Genomic DNA, 16,857 nt, shown 5'->3' with positions numbered 1-16,857 from the left:
TCACTGGCCGCGCAAGTCTTCGAAGAAGGCTTGCCGGCCATCCACCTGGCTGGAAGCGCGCGGGGCTGCCGCCGCCTCGCCACTGGCCGCCTCCACATGCCAGTAGCAGTGCCTGACCGCACGGGTCACAGCCACATAGGCCAGGCGCTGCACCTCCTCTTTCTGGGCCGTGTCGAAGGGCTGGGCATCCCCTCCACGGCCCAGGCCCGCCAGGCGGTACACCTGGTTCTTGTAGGGCGAGCTGGTCAGGTATTGGCAGTCGCCAAGCATGAACACCGCATCGGCCTGCAGGCCCTTGGCACTGTGGTAGGTCAGCTGGCGCAGCCGGCGCTGCTCGGCCGGCAGCATGGCCTCGGCCTGCAGCACCCCCTGCAGGTGGTCGTTCATCAGGGCTTTGTCGCTGCCCTTGCGGTACAGCATCATCACCGACTCGCCACGCTGGTAGTGCTCGATCAGGGTTTCGCCCAACGCCGCCTCATCACGGTCGAACACCCGCACCGGCGCCCCCGGCAGCTCGGCGGCCGGCCCGCTTGCCCTGGCCTTCTTGCCCGCGATGGCCGGGGTGCCCTTGACCAGGTGCTCGGCCGCGTCGATCACCTGCTGCTGGCAGCGGTAGTTGTCGACCAGCATCACCCGGGTATTGGCAGGCGACGGGAAGGCCTTGGTGAATTCCATGAAATATTTTGGCGAACTGCCGCGCCAGCCGTAGATCGATTGCCAGTCATCGCCCACGCACATCAGTGAACTGTGCTGGGCATGGCGCCCGGTATGCATGGACGGGCCACGGCGGCGGATTTCGGCAAGGCTGGCGCGTAGCCAGCTGACGATCTGCGGCGAAACGTCCTGGAACTCGTCGATCATCAGGTGCGCCAATGGCCGCAGCAGCGGGTCGGGCAGCAACTGCAGGTTTTCCGGGTTGTTCTCGCCAAACAGGGCAAACATGCGGTTGTAGCTCATGACCGGCGGGGACTGGTTCAGCAGATGTGACTCCAGTGCCTTCCAGTACAGCGCCAAAGCCTCGAAGAACAGCGCATCCGGGTCGCCGGACGGAAAACTCATGGCCGCGACGGCGCTGTGCACTTCCACGCCCAGGTTTTCAATGAAGCTGGCAGCGCCGACAAAGGCATCGAGCAGCGGCGACGCTGCCAGCTCACCCTTGACCTTGTATTCGAAGCCTGGCCCTGCCACTGCGTCACCGGCCAGGCGCCGGGCCATGCTGTAGTTGTCGAGCCAGATCAGCGGCTTGTCACAGAACGCCTGCAGCAAGGTGCGCTTGACCGCCCACTCGGCGCGCACCGCAAGCTTTGCCCCCGGGCGCTGGTACTGGGCGCTCTCCGAAGGGTCGAAACCCAGCACCACCCAAGCATCCAGGCCGGCCAGGCGGCCATGCACGTGGAAGCGGCTGCCGCGAATTTCTACCGTTTCACGGCATGGCTCGATGCCCTTGATCGGCCAGGCACCGGCGGCGAACCACAGGTCCTCGATCATGTCGCACAGCTCTTCGTCGCGCTGGGCGGCCAGTTGCGTCACCTGTACGCGCTTCTGCACATCCGGGTGGTCCGGGTCCAGCGGCTTGAGCTGCAGCGCCTCGCGGCGCAGGGTGGCGATGATCTCGGCAAAACGCGGGCTCTCGGCCAGCAGGTCGCTGTAGCACTGGTTGAGCTGCTGGCGCTGGGCGTCGTTCAGGCGCAGGTCGAACGGGTTGCTGTCCGCCTCCGCTTCACGGCCCGCTGGCATCTCGTTGCCCAGGGTTTCGAATGCCCGCACCTGGGCAAAGCCCGGCAAGCTGCGCACCAACGGCAGAATGCGCGAGTGAAAGGTGCGCACCAGTTCACGCGCCCTGACGGGCTGCAGGTCCAGCTGCCAGAGGGCGAATACCTGGACCAGGCGCTTGATGAAATCCTTGCGCGACTCGCGGGTGAAGGTCACCACGGTCATTGCATCCAGCTCGTAGCCCAGGTAGTGGCGCAGCAGCAGGATGCGCAACACCAGCGATGTCGATTTGCCTGCGCCTGCGCCCGCCACTACGCAGGTGGAAGGCGTATCGCTGAAAATCAGCTTCCACTGCGCCGCGCTGGGTTGCGCCTGGGCCGGCAGGCGCTGGGCGACATCGGCCTTGAAGCGCTTTTTCAGCTCAGCGGTCAATGGCAGGCGCCAGTCGTCGAACAGGTTGTCGTCCTGCCCCGGCACGGCGGCGGTGTCTGGGCGCGAATCGCGGATCACCAACACCTGGCGCCCGGCCTCGAAGCCTTCCACCCGGCCGCGCTCGAAGCCCTCGCGCACGCCGTCGGCATGGCCGCTGCGCAGGCCCATGGCGTGGCCAAGGAACCAGGAGTCACGGTGCTGCGCCTGCAAGCGGCTCAAGCCACGCCCCAGCAAGCGGGCGGCCAGGCGCCGGAACCAGGGCAGCTGGGCGGGCGGGGTCAGTTCGGCAGGGGCCTGGGGTTGCTCGTGGGCCACGGTCACTCCGTTGAAAATCAAATCAGCGGGCATGTTCGCCGCATCCGCCAAAAATCGCCAGCGAATGCTTGAAGATCAGTGGATTAGGCGATGAATCGCATAATTCACAGCGAGTTAAAATATCTACATATACGATCATATCAAGCCGATATTTACGCTTATTTTCGATCTATTAATGCCGCATCATGGTTCCATTCCCCCGATTCAAGGAGCACGATCATGCTGCAACTGCGACCCTTCGAAAGCCTTGGCCATGCCAACCACGGCTGGCTCGATGCCCACCACCACTTCTCGTTCGCCGAGTACTACGACCCCGCGCGCATGCACTGGGGCAACCTGCGGGTGTGGAACGATGACTTGATCGCCGCTGGCAGTGGCTTCCCGCCGCACCCGCACCGCGACATGGAAATCATCACCTATGTGCGTGAAGGCGCCATTACCCACCAGGACAGCCTCGGCAACAAAGGCCGCACCGAAGCCGGTGACGTGCAGGTGATGAGTGCCGGGACCGGCATCGTGCACAGCGAGTACAACCTGGAAGAAATCGACACGCGCATTTTCCAGATCTGGATCGTGCCGGAGAAAGTCGGTGACGCGCCTTCCTGGGGTGTGCGCCCGTTCCCCAAAGGCGAACGTGGCGAAGGCTTCGTGACCTTGGCCAGTGGCCGCGCCGGTGATGAAGACAGCCTGCAGATCCGCGCCGATGCACGGCTGCTGGCCGCCACCTTGCGTGCAGGAGAAACCGCCGAATACCGCTTCGACGCCGGGCGCCGGGGTTACCTGGTGCCGGCCAAGGGGCTGGTGGAGGTCAATGGCCTGCGGGCCAAGGGCCGCGATGGCGTGGCGATCGAGCAGGAAGACCTGCTGCGGGTGACCGCGGTCGAAGACAGCGAGATCGTTCTGGTCGATGTGGCGTAAGCCAAAGCGCAAGCCCGCCCCTACACACCCGATGTAGGAGCGGGCTTGCCCCGCGAATGGGCTGCACAGCAGCCCCCGCTCACCTCACTCAGGCAATCGCCGCATCCACCAGCACCTGAGCCTCTTGCACCAGGCGCTTGAGGTGCGCCTCGTCGACAAAGCTCTCGGCGTAGATCTTGTAGATGTCCTCGGTGCCCGACGGCCGCGCCGCAAACCAGCCATTGGCTGTCATCACCTTCAACCCGCCAATGGCCTGGCCGTTGCCTGGCGCGTGGCTCAAGATCTGCACGATCGGCTCACCGGCCAGTTCGGTCGACTTCACCTGCTCTGGCGCCAACTTGCCCAGGGCCGCCTTTTGCCGTGCATCGGCCTTGGCCTCGACACGGGTGGCAAATGGCTTGCCCAACGCCGCCGTCAGGTCGTCGTAGGCCTGGCTTGGGTTACGCCCGGTGCGCGCGGTCATCTCGGCCGCCAGCAATGCCGGAATCAGCCCGTCCTTGTCGGTGGCCCACACCGAGCCGTCCTTGCGCAGGAACGAAGCACCGGCACTCTCCTCGCCACCAAAGCCCAATGAACCCTCGAACAACCCCTGGGCAAAGAACTTGAAGCCCACTGGCACTTCGTACAGCTCACGGCCCAGGCGCTCGGTCACGCGGTCGATCAGGCCGCTGGACACCACCGTCTTGCCGACGGCAGCGTCGCTGCGCCATTGCGGGCGGTGGCGGTACAGGTAGTCGATGGCCACGGCCAGGTAGTTGTTCGGCTGCAGCAGGCCATCGGCGGTGACGATGCCGTGGCGGTCGTGGTCCGGGTCGCAGGCAAAGGCCACGTCGAAGCGCTCGCGCAGGCCGATCAGGCCCTGCATGGCGTAGGGCGAGGACGGGTCCATGCGAATCTGCCCGTCCCAGTCCACACACATGAAGCGGAAGGTTGGGTCGACTTCGGTGTTCACCACTTCCAGGTTCAGCTGGTAGCGCTCGGCAATTGCCGACCAGTAGCGCACGCCTGCCCCGCCCAGCGGGTCGACGCCAAGGCGCAGGTTGGCACCGCGAATCACGTCGAAATCAATGACGTTTTCCAGGTCTGCCACATAGTGGCTCACATAGTCATGGCGCTGGGTCGTGGCCGCCTGCAGCGCCTGGGCGTGGCCGATGCGTTTGACCCCGGCCAGGTTCGCGGCCAACAGTTCGTTGGCCTTGGCCTCGACCCACTTGGTCACGTCACTGTCGGCCGGGCCGCCATTGGGCGGGTTGTACTTGAAACCGCCACTTTGCGGCGGGTTGTGCGACGGGGTGATGACGATGCCATCGGCCAGGCCCTGGCTGCGCCCACGGTTGTAGCAAAGGATGGCATGGGACACGGCCGGCGTCGGGGTGTACTCGTCATCCTTGGACAACATCACCTGCACGCCGTTGGCAGCCAGCACTTCCAGCGCGCTGGCAGCGGCCGGGGCAGACAGCGCGTGGGTGTCGGCGCCAATGAACAGCGGGCCATCAATGCCCTTTTCCTGGCGATACAGGCAGATCGCCTGGGTAATGGCCAGCACGTGGTACTCGTTGAAGCTCAGGTCGAACGAACTGCCGCGGTGGCCCGAGGTGCCGAAAGCCACACGCTGGGCCGCTACGGCGGCGTCGGGGCGGCCGGTGTAGTAAGCGGTGAGCAGGCGGGGAATATCGACGAGCACGCTGGCTGGAGCCGGCTTGCCTGCCAAAGGACTGAGCGTCATGCAAAAACCTCAAGTTCAACGGAAGTGGAAGTTGGAACACGCAGTGTACTGGGAGTTGCAGGCGCGCGCGACGGGCCGTCGGATTATTCCCCGCCCGCCTGCCACCAGGCCGGAAACATCTGTTGCACCCGGGGCTCGGCGAAACGCTCGTCGATCAGCACCAGCACACCGCGGTCCTGGTCGCCGCGAATTACCCGGCCAGCGGCCTGGATCACCTTGCGCACCCCTGGGTACAGGTAGGCATAGTCGAAGCCGGCGCCGAACTGCCGGCCCAGGCGCTGCTTGAACTGCTCGTTGACCGGGTTGACCTGGGGCAGGCCCAGGGTGGCGACGAAGGCGCCGATCAGGCGCGTCCCCGGCAGGTCGACGCCCTCACCGAACGCGCCGCCGAGCACGGCAAACCCTACCCCCTGCCCGCCTGCCACGAAGCGGTCGAGAAACCCCTGGCGCGCCGCCTCATCCATGCCCGGTGCCTGGGCCCAGGTGGGAATGCCAGGGTGGCGCTCGGCCAGCAGCGCCGCCACCTGCTGCAGGTACTCGAAACTGCTGAAGAACGCCAGGTAATTGCCCGGCTGCTCGCCATACTGCCTGGCGATCAGTTCAACGATGGGGGCCAGCGAGGCCTGGCGCTGGTGAAAACGGGTGGAGATCTGGCTGGCGATATGCACTTTCAACTGCTCGGCGCGAAACGGTGCTGCCACCTCCAGCCATGCCGTGTCCGCCGGCATGCCCAACAGGTCGGTATAAAAATGCCGCGGGCTCAAGGTGGCGGAGAACAAGGTCACGCTGCGCGCCGCCTGCATGCGCGGGCCCAGCAGCCGTGCCGGCGAGACATTGCGCAGGCACAGGCTGGCCAGGCGCTTGCTGCGTGGGCCTGCACGCACGCTGATATCGAACAGGAAGTCGGCGCCAAATACCTCGGCCACCCGGCTGAATTGCAGTGCCTGGTAGAAAAACTGCAGCACCTGGGCATCGACTTCGGCAGGCGCTTGGTTCATGCGTTCCTGGATCAGCCCGATGCAGTGCTGCAAGGCACGCAAAAAGGTATCGGGCAACTGTTCGCTGGCCTGGTAGGGGGCAACTTGCGCCTTGTACAAGGCATTCCACTGGCGGTTCAGGCGGTCCAGGGCGCTGACCAGCCCAGCAGGCTTGCTTTGGCGCAACGCCAGCAACTGGCCCTGGTCGAGGGTGGCGCTGTACATTGCCCGGCCACGCTCGACCAGGTTATGCGCCTCGTCCACCAACACCGCAACCCGCCACTGGTTGACCTGGGCGAGGCTGTACAGCAAGGCGTGGGCATCGAAATAGTAGTTGTAGTCGGCCACCAGCACATCCACCCAACGCGCCATTTCCTGGCCCAGGTAATACGGGCACACCTGGTGCGCCAGCGCCACCTCGCGCAGCGTGGCCCGGTCCAGCAATGGCATGGCGGCGGCGGCCTCGCGCGCGCCCGGCAGACGGTCGTAGAAGCCTTGGGCCAGAGGGCAGGATTCACCGTGGCAGGCCAGGCCCGGGTGTTCGCAGGCCTTGTCCCGGGCCACCAGTTCCAAGGCGCGCAAGGCCGGTTGTGCCGACGCCCCGGTGACCTGGCGCAGGGCATCCAGCGCCAGGGCGCGGCCCGGCGTTTTCGCAGTGAGAAAGAACACCTTGTCCAGTTGCTGCGGCACCACGGCCTTGAGCAGCGGAAACAAGGTGCCCAGGGTTTTGCCGATGCCCGTGCTGGCCTGGGCCATCAGGCAGCGGCCAGTGCTCACCGCCTTGTACAGGGTTTCGGCCAGTTGCCGCTGGCCCTGGCGAAACTGCGGGTAGGGAAACGTCAGCGCTTGCAGGCCATGGTCGCGCGCGGCCAAACGCTGCTGCTGAGCCTGGGCCCAGCCGAGAAAACGCTGGCACTGGGCGATGAAGAACGCCTGCAGCGCCGCCGCGCTGTACTGTTCGCTGAACAGGGTCTGGGCATCGCTGTCGACGTTCAGGTACACCAGGGTCACTTCGACCTCGGCCAGCTGCCGCGCCTGGCACAACAACCAGCCATAGACCTTGGCCTGGGCCCAGTGCAACTGGCGATGGTTGGCGGGCTGGCGCGCCAGGTCGCCGCGGTAGGTCTTGATTTCCTCCAGGCGGTTGGCCGCCGGGTCGAAACCATCGGCGCGCCCGCGCACCTGCAGGCCCTGATACTCCCCCTCCAGGGCAACTTCCGCCTGGTAGCCGGGGCCACGCCGGGCCACCACCCGGCGATGCCCCTCGATACCCTCCAGCGCCGTGGGCGATGGAGTGAAGCGCAGGTCCAGGTCCCCAGCCTTGGCGCTGAACTCGCACAGGGCCCGCACGGCCACGCGGTAACTCACGCCGCCTCGCTCCAACGCACGTGGCACACCGCGACCGGCAAGCCCTGCTCGGCGCAGAATTCCAGCCAGCGCAGCTGGTTGTCCTGCAGGCGGTCACCCGGCCCCTTGACCTCGATCATGCGGTAGCGGCCCTGCTCCGGCCAGAACTGAATCAGGTCGGGCATGCCGGCGCGGTTGTTGCGAATGTCCTGCAACAGGCGCAGGAAGCACTGTTTCAGGTGGGCGGCCGGCAGGCACGCCAGGGCCTGTTCCAGTAGCGTTTGGCTGAGCATTGGCCAGAACACGAAGGGCGACTGCAAGCCCTGCTTGGCGGCGTAGCAGGCCAGGATCGCCTCGCGGTGGCTGCCATCGTCGAGGCGCCCCAGGCAGGCTGCAAAGTGGTCGCTGCGCCGGTGCTGGAAGTCCGCGTCGTGCAGGTCTTGCGGCGCAGCCTGGAAGGGGTTGAAGAAGGCTCCCGGCACCGGTGCGAACACGGCGTCCCAGCACAATAGGCCGAACAGGCTGTTGAACAGGGTGTTTTCCACGTAATGCGCCTGCCCGCCCGCTTGCGCCAGGTGCTGGCGCACCGCCTCCTCGACCCCCAGCGCTGCCTGCTCGCGCGGCAGGTTCAGTTCGATCAGCTCCAGGGGCGCAGGGCGGCGCCGGGGCTGTGGCGGCCCACCCAGCTTTCGTGCGATACGTGGCAACATGCGCTGCAGCGCCTGGGTTTCCAGCGGGTTGAGCGGCGCTGCCGCCAGGGCCAAGGCCAGTTCGTGCGCCTGTTGCCACTGTTCGCTGCGTTCGAGTACCCGCACCTGGCGAATGCGCGCCTGGGCGTGGCTGCTGCGTGCATACACCGCCAGGGCCAGCGCCCAGTCGCCCAGCCGTTCGCACTGCTGGCCCAAGGCAAACAGCAAGCGCCCCAGGCGCCGGGCCAACCAGGGGTTGTCGACCTGCAGGTCATCCAGCGCCGGCAAGATCAGCGCAGGGGCCTCGCCCAACTCCAGGCGCTGGCCGCAGTGGTGCAGGGCCATGGCCACGTCGACATCGCCACGCCGCTGCAGTGCACGCGAATCCACGCTGAACGCCACTTGCTCGAAGCGCAGCAGCCCCAGGTCGGCCAGCACGAACTCCGACCAGTCCTGGTACAGGTTGCCAAAGAACAGCAGGCGCATGCGGTCGCACAGCGGCTGCAGGCGCCATTGCAGGATGCCCACTGGCGGCAGCTCGAACCACTGTGAAAGCGGCCGGGGCGACAGTTCCAGGGGCTGCAGCTGCAGCAAAAGATCACCCTTGGCCGCACGTGGGCGAGCCAGTTGCCCGGCGAAACCACTGGCCAGTTCATCCTTGCGCAACAGGCTGAACAACTGCTCCAGGCTCAGCTGTTCCGGCTCGCCAACCCAGCCCAGTGCCAACAAGGGCTGCAGCGCAGCCTGCGGGTCGCCGATCTCGGCGTAGTCAAGGCGGTCACTGCGAAACAGTTCACCCTTGCGCATGACCATACGCACCAACAACGCCTGGGCAGGGGCGCCGAGGGCGAGGAAGTCGCGAATGAACGCTTGCTCCTGGGCATCGAGCAAATCGGCATAGCGCTGCTCTACCCACAGCAATACCTGGCGGAAGTTGTGCAGGTAGTACAGCGGGTCGTCGACGGAATGGGCAATCACGAGGTGGGTTCGGCAGTGGAAGCGGGTACTGTTTATACATACAGACCGAAGGTGCTGGCAAGCACACGGGTGCCCGTCGGCGGCCAGCAGAAAACAAATAATCTTCAGCAGAAATTGAAATGCAGTCAGTGACCCATGGAGTTCCAGCATCTGCAGAGAGACGTGCGGCGGGTTACGGTAAAAATTTTCCGATCAACGGTGCATAAAACTCAAAGGACTGCGCCGAACGCATACACGCATCGACGGCGGCCGGATGAATACTGGCAATTTGCAATTGCCAAGGAGTTTGACTAGCTTCTCTCAACCCCAAACGAGCACAGCTCGAAACCCGACAAGGAGGTTGAAGTGGATATCGTCATCCTGATTCCTGGCATCATGGGTACTACTCTCCTGGCAACCGGTGCAGATGGCAAGCCAGAAGAGGTTTGGCCGCCGACGCCCTATGAAGCCGTGATGGGCTACAAGCGCCTGGAACTGCTGACTCGCCCCGACCTGAAAGTCGGCGAGCCGATCAACAAAGTGGCCTGCTACAACTTCTACAGCCTGCTGCGCGAACACCTTGACGACTTGGGGTTCAAGAACACCGACAAAGGCAAACGCCGGATCGAGTTCGGCTACGACTGGCGGCAGGACAACTTCGATAGCGCACAAAAGCTGGCTGAACTCCTTCAAAAGCTGCACATCCAGGAGCCCACTGCGCGCGTTACCCTGGTCGGCCACTCCATGGGCGGCCTGGTCTCGCGCTTGCTGCTCGAACAAGCGCACAACCAAAAACAACCTTGGTTCGCCAACATCACCCAGTTGATTACCCTGGGCACACCGCACCTGGGCGCACCGCTGGCACTGGCGCGTATCTTTGGCCTGGACAGCACCGCTGGGGTCAGTGCAAAAGACGTCAAGCGCCTGGCTAACGACCCACGCTATCCGTCGGCCTACCAACTTCTTCCCGCCCCGGGCGAAGCGGCGGTATGGGCGCTGAACAGCCCTGACCTGAGGGCCGTCGACATTTATGAACAACAGTCGGCCAAGGACTTGGGGCTGGACTATGGCTTGGTGAACAAAGCTCAGCGGATGCACCAGGTGCTCGCTGCGGGCGCACGGCCTGAAGGGGTGCGTTACTTCTACTTTGCCGGCAGCGGCCATCAAACCGTCACCCGGATCAATGTCAACCACACCGCCGGCCAGGCGGTTGAACATGCCGCGTCGGTCATTACCAAAACCAATGATGCCGGCGATGGCACAGTGCCACTGTATAGCTCGTTGCCTACCACTGGCCAGCGCCAGATCGTAATCAACGAGCACGCCACTGTATTCAAAGGCGAAACGTTCCGCCGTGCGTTCTTCCGCTTGCTGGGCGGGAACGTTGGAACTGTCATCGACGCAGGAGTCAACGAAGCCATATTGGCGGGCTCTCTTGATCGTCCGGTCTACGAGCAGGGCGAGCCCATCGAAGTGACCTTGGAGGTACTCAACCTCAGGGCACTCGATGGCAAAGGGCGCACCGATAGTATCGAAGGGGAATTGGTGATCACTGACGCTCGTGCAGACGCAAAATCGCCAGCAAAGACCTACCGAGTGAACTATTCAGGCCCGCTTCTCGACCGCCTCAGCCTGGTCATCGAGTCGGATGAGCTCGCGCCGGGCCTATATGAACTGCGCTTCCAGGGCCAACCCACACTCAGTGAACCGTTGCACTTCGCAATCACCAAAGGGTGAACATGAACGTCGCACAGCAACTGCGCAGTCGCCTGCGCAGCCAGGTAAACCTGCATGGCCGCGAAAGCCTTGGGGCAGACCCGCTGACCGAGCAGGCACGTGAGCATTCGCTCGCGCGCCTGGCAGCGCAGGTCGATGAAGACGACCCTGCGTCCAGGCACCTGCTGGCCAGTGCTCGTGCAGGCCTGGATTACCTGCGCAGCGAAAGCGGTATCCTCACGCCGGCCATGCGTGTCGGCATCGAGGCGATCATCCTTACCGACGGCTCGCGGCCTGCGCTGTTGGTCAGCAACGACAGCATCGACTACCAGGACCCACAGATCGGTGGCTGGCTCAGCCGCCTGACCAAGAGCAAGCCTCTGCTCAGGGAAACGTTGGGCAAAATTGCCCGTATTGCCCAGCAGCAACCCGACGGGACCAGCAAAACCTTGGGCACGGGCTTTTTGGTCGACACCGGCCTGCTCGCGACCAATCGCCATGTGCTGCAAGAAATGGCCGTACTGGACGGCACCGGCACCTGGCGTTTCAAGGACGACCTGGTCATCGACTTTGGCGGTGAGCATGAGCGCAGCAACCCGCCGGCTGCACTCGCTCGGCCCGTCGTCGTTGAGCGCTTCGGGCCTGAGCCGATCTTGCAATTGGGCGAACCACGGCGCCTGGACTTCGCCTTGATCCAGATCCAGGCGCTGCCCAACAATCGCCTGCCCACGCCACTGCAAGTGTGCGATGCCGACGATGCCCAAGCCTTGCAGCCAGGCATGCCGCTCGTCACGATCGGCTTTCCGGCCAAGCCTTCGTTCGGCATGGAGAATGCCAAGGTCCTCTTCAACTTGTTCAAGGGCGTTTTCGACGTCAAACGCCTCTCGCCGGGGCTGCTGGGCGATACGCTGGGCCAGGTGCCCGGCGACAGCCAGCCACCACGCTGCTTCAGCCACGACGCCTCGACCCTGGGCGGTAACTCGGGCGGTTGCGTGATCGGCCTGGACGATACCTGGCAAGTCATCGGCTTGCATTTTGGCGGGCGATCCGGGGAATACAACCTCGCCCATGACATACGTGCAGTGATGGAGAGCGTTTCATGACGGCGGCGGATCTACGCCTGGCCCAGTGGGTGGTCGATGGTGAGTTGGCCTTTGCCGAACTGTTTCTCGCCCTGCAGCAAGGCGATGACACCAAGGTTCAGTACGATACCCTGAGCCAACCCGGCGATACGCTCGAACAGCGCCTGGCCAGAGCCTTCGGCCATGCGCGCGCGGGGGGGTGGTTGAGCGCATTCTGCACCAACTGCGTGACCGCTCGGTTAGTGACTCGCGGTTTCATCGAGGAAGCGATCAAACAGACGGCATCGCCCTGGATGGTCAAAGCGCAGGCCTTGATCGATGCCGATTCACCGTTCTTGAACAGTGCCCTGCATGCCAAGGGGCTACTTCATGTTGCCGACTATGTGTGCCGCATCGAGATCGATGGCCGGCATGCCGGTACGGGGTGGCTTGTACCGCCCGACATGGTGGTTACTGCCGGCCACGTGCTGACTTCAAGCGCAACGAATGACCCGTTGGTCGACATAGCACAGCCCGAGGAAGCAGACCCTTTCCGGGTCATTGTTTACTTCGACGACAAAGTCGACATGTTCGGGGGCCGCCGCATACGCCGCAAACCCCGTGAATTCCTGCTCGCCGAACAGTGGCTGGTAGCACTCAATTCACCGGCAATACAGCCTGGTGGTATCGTCCAGCATGGTTTGGCCGGCCAGGACTACGCCATCATACGCCTGGCCGAAGCGCCGCTGCCTATGGCCAGGCGCATGGAAATGAACGCTACCCTGCCTTATCCTCAGGATTACCTGCTGGTAATGCAGCATCCCGTCGGCCAAGCGATGTGCCACCAGCAAGGCAACATCACCGGGCTGCACGTGACACCGGGGCTATTCCAGCATTCCGTCAATTCCGAACCCGGCAGCTCCGGGGCACCCTGCTTCGACGTCAACTTCAGGGTGGTCGGGGTGCACACCGGAGAAATGCTGGGGGTGACACCCGCCAGCAACCTGGCAACGGCCATCGATCAAGTGGCTGAGGCCATTGCACAACAACCTATGACGTTGTCATCAAACTGGCCCTACAGTTTCGATGATGCGGACGGTTTCTCGCGCCCCATCGTTGATCGCGAGCAGACCCTGGCATGGCTGCGTGAGGCCTGCACCAACGACAACCAGCGCGGGCTGATGATTCGCCCGAGCCTGCGCATGCCGGCTGGGATGACGTTTACCGCTGACTTGTTCAAGGCCCTGCTTCCACCTGAGCAGCACCGTGTGGTGCGAATGTCGGCGCTGGATATCCATGCCCTTGGCGCAGAAGACTTCGCACTGCGGCTGCTGACGGCCGCAGGCAAGAGCAACCCCTCGCCGTTCACCCCGCCGCAAGGTGAAACCACGTCCGTAGCCTACCTGCGCAACACCCTGGTACCCGAGTTACTGGCCAGGCTCGACCAAGCACGCATGGAACGTCATGTCTGGTTGCTGCTCGACGACCTGAAACGCCCGGACGCCTCCCATGTGCCGCTGGGCGAGGGCAATAACCTTCGCGAATTACTGGAATTGCTCTACGAAGCTCTGGCGGGCTACCGCTGGCTGCGCATCGTGTTGCTGGGCTATGAGGGCACGCCTCCCAGAGCCGCAGCCGCCTACTGGAGCGAGCAGATACTGCCCGACCTCACGCCTGCAAGGTTCTCGCAGTACATGGATAAAGCGTTCTCTGGCGTGCCCGACGTCAAGTACCGCACGGCATTGAGCAAGCGCTATAAAACAATGACTGCCGGCCAGCCCACAACGGCCAATCTGCACTGCATGGCCACGACGTGCGGGCTGTTCCTCGACAACATGAGATCCCTATGACGGCCTCTGACGACGAAGCACTCAACAAGCGCCTCGCCGCGCTGGATGAACGCCTGGCGGCCCAGCCAGTGACGGCCATCGACGGCCTCACCGACAAGGCGCGCGAACTGATTGCCAGAGTCGCCTTGGCAGGTGCGTTCGACCTCAGCCAACTGGCACGCAAAGCATCCCCCGACGAGCGCGAGGCACTGGTTGCGCACCTCAGCGACATCTCCGAACTGGTGATCGATGCCGGCGACCTATACCGGCGCCTGTCCATCGGGCCTCGGCGTCAGGCGTTGGCCGAATTGCTGGCCGATCCTGGGTTCAAGCGCAACGTACTCGACCATTTCGAGCCCACCCCTCAAGACCTCGAAGGCAAGTACACCGCGCAACTACTGCGTGGCTGGCAGCCGCAACTGCAACGGCTTAGCACGCCGCAGTTGCAATCCTTGGCGGTGGCCAGCGGTTGGTTGCAAGGCCTGTCCGACACCCGTAAAACCCTGAGCCTGCCAGATGCGCGGCAGGTGCAAAGCGAAATTGCCAACCGCACCCGTGACCAGGAGCTACAGGCACTCGTGGGTGAAGGATTGATCGGCCGCGAAAATGAACTGAGCGAGCTCCAGGACTTCGCCACCGATGGGCAAAATAAAGGGCAAATCCGGGTCATCGACGGCGAGGGCGGGATCGGCAAGTCGAGCCTGCTCGCGTCACTGACCCAATCATTGAATGCCCTCACGCCTCCCCTGCCCATCGTGCATTTCGATTTTGACCGGCCCTCGCTAGACCCTGAAGGGCCTGGCCTGACCTTGGAGCTCACCCGCCAGCTGGCCCGCTACTACCCCAAGGCCAAAGACGATTTCAACGAGATCAGAAAGAACTTCAAGCGCTCGTTCACCGAGCGTTCGGCTAGCCGCTACGACATGAGCTCTAGCCGCGAACAGACGTTGTCGTCCAGCATGGAAGGCAGCGCGTTCACCCGCGCCGTCATGCATCGGCTCGGGCTGCACCAGCAACCTGTCTTGCTGGTGTTGGATACGTTCGAAATGCTCGCTGGCCGTGGCGATAGCGCCGTTGGCGCGTTGGCCGAGTGGCTGGAAGTAGTCTGGCAGGACTTCGACATGCACGGCATGCGCGTGCTGGTGGCAGGGCGTGCGGCGGCAAACATGGCGCGTCCGCTGGGCTACAGGATCGGTAAACCGTTCAACCTGGCGCCACTGTCTCAACGCCATGCCCGTGCCCTGCTCAGCCGCGAAGGCCTCAGCAGCCGCGATGCAAGAAAAGTGGCCGCCGCGCTGGACGGCAACCCGCTGGTACTGAGGCTCGTGGGCCGTTACCTGGCAAGCCATCCCAACGATGTAGAAGCATTCCTGAAAGATGCTGCCGGGCTGGACAAGGCGCTCGGCCAGGGCGTGCTCTACACCCGCATTCTCAATCGCATCGGCATTGGCGAGAGCGACCCGCTGCGCAAGCTGGCGTATCCGGGGTTGGTACTGCGTGTGGTCACGCCAACACTGGTGCATGACGTATTGGCTCCCCTGGTGCTGGGCGACGAGCTATCGCAGGACCAATCGCAGGTGCTGTTCGACCGCCTCAGGCAGCACGCCTGGTTAGTCGATGAGTACGCGCCGAATCAGGTACGCCACCGCAAGGACCTGCGTATCGTGACCTTGGGCCTGCTGCGCAAGGACCCGGTGGCCGGGCCGCTTGCGCAGCAGTTGCACCGCGAAGCCATTGAGTATCATCGAGAGGAATGCGACCCGGACCTGTCTAGCGAGCAGCACCTGGTGGAAGTCGTCTATCACCGCCTGATGACGCTGCAAAGCCCGCTGCAGCTGGACCAGCAAGAGCAGACGCTGGTCAGACAAGCCATGGCCGGCGACCTCAGTGAGCTCACGCCCTACGCGGCAGCGCTGGCACGCGTCTACTGCCAAATGCCACCGTTGCGCGAAGACCTTGCATTGCTGCCGGGTGAGTTGCAGCGTGAGGCGACCGCTGAATACGCCTGGGCACTGATCGATGCCGACCGGGCCGAAGAAGCCTTGGCACTGCCGACACCGGGCGTTCTGCCCGTGTGGTGGCTGACCGCGCAGCATGACTTGGCCAGGTGGAATACCCCTGCCGTTGGTAATGCGCTTGGCATGAGCCATGAGGCCTTTCGCGGTATCGCCTCCAGTAGCCGCGAGCATCAACAGAACGCCCTCGCGGTCAGCGCCTTCCTCGACCTCTGGCGGCGCCGAACCCAGAATATCCCCAAACCGTTAGAGTTGCTGCGTTTGGTCGAATCACGAGGCACAAAACGCATGACCGGCAGGCTCAAGGCCATGGTCGCCTGGGGCATTGGCGCGCTGCAGGAGCGTGCCAACGTCGATCAGGAATGGGAGGTGATGTACGCGTTCCTGACACAGGCCATGGATGATTCACCGCTCGCCAGTTACGAGAAAGCACGACTCTGGCTACTGTTGTGGGCGGCGGGCCACGTCAGTGAGGACGACGTCCTCGAGGTTCACGGTGATGCCTTGTCACTAGACGACCGTTGCCTGGCGAAACTCGATAGGTTATGCGATGTCGTACCGGGCAGTTACCCGCTTCGTGCTTGCCTGGCCAAGGTCAGAGCTCAACCTGTCGAACTGGAGCAGGTCGGGCTCTATACCCGCCAGCTTGCCGAGGCTATCACCCAGTGCCAGGCCAATCGGATTGGCTTTTTTACGATCGCTGGGTTCACCCCCTACGAAATGCTGCCTGGCATGATCGTCGAGTTACGTGCACCCACCCGGCAACTGATCCGCTCTGCCCTCGCCGATGCCACTCAGCGCCAAGCCGCCAATCGGTACTTCCTCGACCTGATTGCCACTACACAAGGCACCCCGGCCGCGCTCAAACGGGATGTTTGGCTGAGCAAATTATGGAAAAGCAGTGGCAATAGGGTGTTGATACCCTTCGTCGAATGGCTTGCGCGCATGGGTTTGGCCAGTGAGGTGTGCCGCGAGTTCGAGCGGATCTGTACAGGCGACGCTTCGCGACAGTTCCACCAACTGACGCAGGCCTGGCGCTTGATCGAGGCGCTCGAACCATCCCAACCAGCGCCAACGCCCCGGAGAACGAACGGCCCCGGCCTCTGACAGCCGGCAGCAGATCCTCGCTATTGGGGTCGCATTCGCACGAAGAGACAGTGGC

Annotated in this window: 9 protein-coding genes; 5 read left to right on the top strand and 4 right to left on the bottom strand. The window is 63.7% G+C overall.

Features of this window, described 5'->3' with window-relative positions:
* Positions 1–2,493, bottom strand: coding sequence for a UvrD-helicase domain-containing protein (locus F3J44_RS14275; protein ID WP_167273422.1), 2,493 nt, complete (start codon positions 2,491–2,493; stop codon positions 1–3).
* Between the two features lie 186 nt (positions 2,494–2,679).
* Between F3J44_RS14275 and F3J44_RS14270 the strand changes: the two genes are divergently transcribed.
* The gene (locus F3J44_RS14270; protein WP_167273413.1) at positions 2,680–3,378 is read left to right on the top strand and encodes a pirin family protein; all 699 of its coding nucleotides are present in this window, start codon (positions 2,680–2,682) and stop codon (positions 3,376–3,378) included.
* Between the two features lie 88 nt (positions 3,379–3,466).
* On the opposite strand, the gene pgm is transcribed toward F3J44_RS14270, so the two are convergent.
* From pgm to F3J44_RS14255, 3 genes are all read right to left on the bottom strand, one after another.
* Positions 3,467–5,104, bottom strand: coding sequence for a phosphoglucomutase (alpha-D-glucose-1,6-bisphosphate-dependent) (gene pgm / locus F3J44_RS14265; protein ID WP_167057218.1), 1,638 nt, complete (start codon positions 5,102–5,104; stop codon positions 3,467–3,469).
* An 83-nt stretch (positions 5,105–5,187) separates the two neighbouring features.
* Entirely contained in the window at positions 5,188–7,449 is a 2,262-nt protein-coding gene (locus tag F3J44_RS14260; RefSeq protein WP_167273410.1) for an ATP-dependent DNA helicase, read from the bottom strand.
* On the bottom strand, positions 7,446–9,095 hold the full coding sequence (locus F3J44_RS14255) for a VRR-NUC domain-containing protein (protein WP_167273407.1): 1,650 nt from the start codon (positions 9,093–9,095) through the stop codon (positions 7,446–7,448). Before F3J44_RS14255 ends, F3J44_RS14260 begins: the two co-directional genes overlap by 4 nt.
* A gap of 345 nt (positions 9,096–9,440) precedes the next feature.
* Between F3J44_RS14255 and F3J44_RS14250 the strand changes: the two genes are divergently transcribed.
* The 4 genes from F3J44_RS14250 to F3J44_RS14235 are packed head-to-tail and all read left to right on the top strand — an operon-like array spanning position 9,441 to position 16,802.
* Positions 9,441–10,811, top strand: coding sequence for an alpha/beta hydrolase (locus tag F3J44_RS14250; protein WP_167273404.1), 1,371 nt, complete (start codon positions 9,441–9,443; stop codon positions 10,809–10,811).
* Positions 10,812–10,813: 2 nt separating this feature from the next.
* Entirely contained in the window at positions 10,814–11,893 is a 1,080-nt protein-coding gene (locus F3J44_RS14245) for a serine protease (protein ID WP_167273401.1), read from the top strand.
* The gene (locus F3J44_RS14240; RefSeq protein ID WP_167273398.1) at positions 11,890–13,701 is read left to right on the top strand and encodes a serine protease; all 1,812 of its coding nucleotides are present in this window, start codon (positions 11,890–11,892) and stop codon (positions 13,699–13,701) included. The genes F3J44_RS14245 and F3J44_RS14240 overlap by 4 nt, the downstream gene beginning before the upstream one ends.
* Positions 13,698–16,802, top strand: coding sequence for an ATP-binding protein (locus tag F3J44_RS14235; protein ID WP_167273396.1), 3,105 nt, complete (start codon positions 13,698–13,700; stop codon positions 16,800–16,802). The genes F3J44_RS14240 and F3J44_RS14235 overlap by 4 nt, the downstream gene beginning before the upstream one ends.
* Positions 16,803–16,857: the final 55 nt, after the last annotated feature.

This window comes from Pantoea sp. Tr-811, assembly GCF_011752535.1.
Lineage (GTDB): Bacteria > Pseudomonadota > Gammaproteobacteria > Pseudomonadales > Pseudomonadaceae > Aquipseudomonas.
The sequence above is the reverse complement of the archived record's forward strand: the minus strand, read 5'-3'. Positions and strand labels throughout refer to the sequence as shown.

Excerpts from the sequence above, each read along its gene's own strand:
- pgm (WP_167057218.1), bottom strand. The coding sequence starts at position 5,104 with ATGACGCTCAGTCCTTTGGCAGGCAAGCCGGCTCCAGCCAGCGTGCTC.
- F3J44_RS14235 (WP_167273396.1), top strand. The coding sequence starts at position 13,698 with ATGACGGCCTCTGACGACGAAGCACTCAACAAGCGCCTCGCCGCGCTG.
- F3J44_RS14245 (WP_167273401.1), top strand. The coding sequence starts at position 10,814 with ATGAACGTCGCACAGCAACTGCGCAGTCGCCTGCGCAGCCAGGTAAAC.
- F3J44_RS14240 (WP_167273398.1), top strand. The coding sequence starts at position 11,890 with ATGACGGCGGCGGATCTACGCCTGGCCCAGTGGGTGGTCGATGGTGAG.
- F3J44_RS14270 (WP_167273413.1), top strand. The coding sequence starts at position 2,680 with ATGCTGCAACTGCGACCCTTCGAAAGCCTTGGCCATGCCAACCACGGC.
- F3J44_RS14275 (WP_167273422.1), bottom strand. The coding sequence starts at position 2,493 with ATGCCCGCTGATTTGATTTTCAACGGAGTGACCGTGGCCCACGAGCAA.